Source organism: Peribacillus sp., from assembly GCF_059453735.1.
Genome location: NZ_JAZVJO010000296.1, coordinates 1 through 2,909, shown reverse-complemented (window position 1 = coordinate 2,909; position 2,909 = coordinate 1). Strand labels below are relative to the sequence as shown.

Genomic DNA, 2,909 nt, shown 5'->3' with positions numbered 1-2,909 from the left:
ATCCAAGTCATGTGTCCATCGTGACGGGGAATCACCCTAAACGCCATGGAGTCATTAACAATACCTTACTGCAGCCAGGGGTTTCTTCCCCAGATTGGAACTGGTACCGTTCTGATATTAAAGGTACGACATTATATGATGAAGCCTATAAAGCAAACCTGACAACCGCTGCTCTGTTGTGGCCAGTCACAGGGAAGGCGAAAAGCATTCAATACAATCTGCCTGAGATATTTGCAAATCGTCCATGGCATAACCAAATAGCCGTATCACTCTTAAACGGCACACCCGCTTTTTTATGGGATCTTAACAAGCGCTTTGGCCATATCCGTAATGGACTAAACCAACCCGAATTAGATGACTTTGTTTTAGAGTGTACGATCTATACCATGCAAACCAAAAAGCCTGATTTACTTCTTATTCATTTTACCGATTTGGATACAAGCAGACATCAAAATGGTGTCTTTTCAAGTGAAGCAACTGAGGCGATTCATCGACATGATAAACGGCTTGGCCGTATTCTGGATGACCTTGAAGAAAGAGGAGAATTAGCAGAAACCACTGTAGTTGTTTTGGGAGATCATAGTGCATTGGATGAAAATAAAGCAATAAGTCCTAATGTTATTCTGTATGAGGAAAACTTGATTACAGTTAATCGAAAAGGCAAAATCAATGATTGGAAAGCCTATTGTAAGAGCTGTGACGGCTCAGCATATATTTACCTCAAGCATCCTAAAGATACCCAAACCTTGAAATCCGTAAAAGACATTCTTACGAAATTAGCCGCTGATCCTGCTAAGGGAATTGAATATGTCCTGACCGGAGAAGAAGCGGGCAGAAAAGGTGCTGATCCCGAATGTGCATTTATGATTGAAGCAAGATCCGGCTATTATTTTATCGAAGATTACCTAGGTAACTATCAAAAGAATGTGACTGCGTTTGACGTAATGACAAATAAAAAATACATGTTTGGTGCACATGGCTATTCTCCCGAAAAACAAAATTATACTACCTTTTTAATGGCATCGGGTAAAGGCATTTATCCAAACAGAACCATTCCTTATATGCATTTGACTGATATTGGCCCAACATTAGCTAGACTTCTAGGTTTAGATATCGGCCAAACGGATGGATATATCACTGAAGCATTATTGGATATTGACAATGTTCAAAGGGGGGCAAGTTATGAAAAAAATGTCCGTGCCTGAACGAAGCTGGGCTTTTTACGATTGGGCAAATTCAGCTTATTCGATTGTGGTCGTTACAGCCATTTTCCCGTTATTATTTAAATCATCGGCAACAGATGCTGGTATCGCAGCCTCCACTTCCACTGCCTATTGGGGATATGCGAATTCTATTGCAGCACTTCTCATTGCAATCTTAGCCCCGCTTCTAGGTACGCTTGCGGACTTTAAAGGCTTTAAAAAACGTTTTTTCATCTTTTTTGTGTCCTTAGGTGTTTTATTTACGATGATGCTGGCCGTCATTCCACATGAAGAATGGTTGATCTTATTAATCTGTTTTATTTTTACTTCTATCGGCTTTGCAGGAGCAAATATCTTCTATGACGCTTTTCTTGTCGACGTAACCAGTTCAGATAGGATGCACCGTATTTCTGCTAATGGATTTGCGTTAGGTTATATAGGAAGCACCATCCCTTTCATTATCGGTATTGCACTTATTATCTTGTCACAGCAGGCTGTCATTCCACTATCTGTAACTGTTTCCAGTCAAGCGGCTATTGCCATTACTGCTTTATGGTGGGGACTTTTCACCATTCCTATGATTAAACATGTCGAACAACAATATTATGTAGATCGTGTTCCCCGCCCTGTAACAGCCAGTTTTAAAAAACTTATTAAGACGATAAAAAATATAAAAGCTTACCGAGCCTTATTTCTCTTCCTCCTAGCCTATTTCTTTTACATAGATGGGGTGAATACGGTTATGACCATGGCTACCGTTTTTGGAACAGATTTAGGTCTTGATTCCACTAGTCTTCTGCTCGTATTATTCATCACACAAATCGTTAGCGCTCCCTTAACCATTTTATTTGGGAGGCTGGCAGAGCGATTCAATGATAAGAAAATGCTTCTTTTCGGCATTCTTATTTATATCATTATTTGTATCTATGCTTACTTTATAAAAACGGTTGTTGATTTCTGGATTATCGCTATGATGGTAGCATCCGCACAGGGAGGGATTCAAGCATTAAGCCGCTCTTATTATGCTAAACTTATTCCTAAACAATCCTCTAATGAGTTCTTTGGATTTTACAATATAATCGGAAAATTCGCGGCTATACTTGGCCCAGTACTGGTCGGAATAACCGCCCAATTAACGGGAAATACCAGCAATGGCTTGTTTAGCTTAATCATTTTATTCATAATCGGCGGCATACTTTTACTCCGGGTTCCTGATCAAGGAAAACCTGCTTCTCCACCAACGATCTCCGTCTAAAAAAGAGCTAGTCATTTAGGCTTGCTCATTTGATTTACCCTTTTTCAGCATCGGACGGGCAACAATAAAGTAAGAGAGTATGGCGATCAATTGGCTGCCCAATATAACCAGTCCCATTGGAAGCGTACTCTCTTCTCCTCCAAGTCCCACAAGCGGAGCCACTATGGCTCCTAGTATAAATGGAATCAGTCCGAGTAAAGCAGCTGCACTTCCCGCATGACTCCGCTGATTCTCCATTGCCAATGCAAAGCTGGTTGTTCCGACAATTCCCACACTTGAAACCGAGAAAAACAAGCCAATCAATATCACTATAAGGCCCGCTTGAAGTAGGATACCAGTTAAAAGAATGATTCCCCCTGTCGTCGCCATAAATAAGCCAAACACAAGTAATACACCTTCCTTCACTTTTCCAGCGAGTCTTCCGGTCACCTGTGAAGCTAGAATAATGCCCA

General features: G+C 40.8%; 2 protein-coding genes and 1 pseudogene. 2 read left to right on the top strand and 1 reads right to left on the bottom strand.

Annotation, left to right across the window (positions count from 1 at the left end):
* Positions 1 to 1,205 (top strand): alkaline phosphatase family protein (locus AC52RT_RS09460; protein ID WP_495540508.1); only part of this gene is annotated, 1,205 nt, incomplete at its 5' end.
* Positions 1,183 to 2,457: an MFS transporter gene (locus tag AC52RT_RS09455; protein WP_495540507.1), complete on the top strand. Its 1,275-nt coding sequence runs from the start codon at positions 1,183 to 1,185 to the stop codon at positions 2,455 to 2,457. The genes AC52RT_RS09460 and AC52RT_RS09455, both read left to right, overlap by 23 nt.
* 15 nt (positions 2,458 to 2,472) lie before the next feature.
* Here the strand turns inward: AC52RT_RS09455 and AC52RT_RS09450 are convergent.
* Positions 2,473 to 2,909: pseudogene (locus AC52RT_RS09450) on the bottom strand (MFS transporter); the annotation flags it as partial.

Excerpts from the sequence above, each read along its gene's own strand:
- AC52RT_RS09455 (WP_495540507.1), top strand. The coding sequence starts at position 1,183 with ATGAAAAAAATGTCCGTGCCTGAACGAAGCTGGGCTTTTTACGATTGG.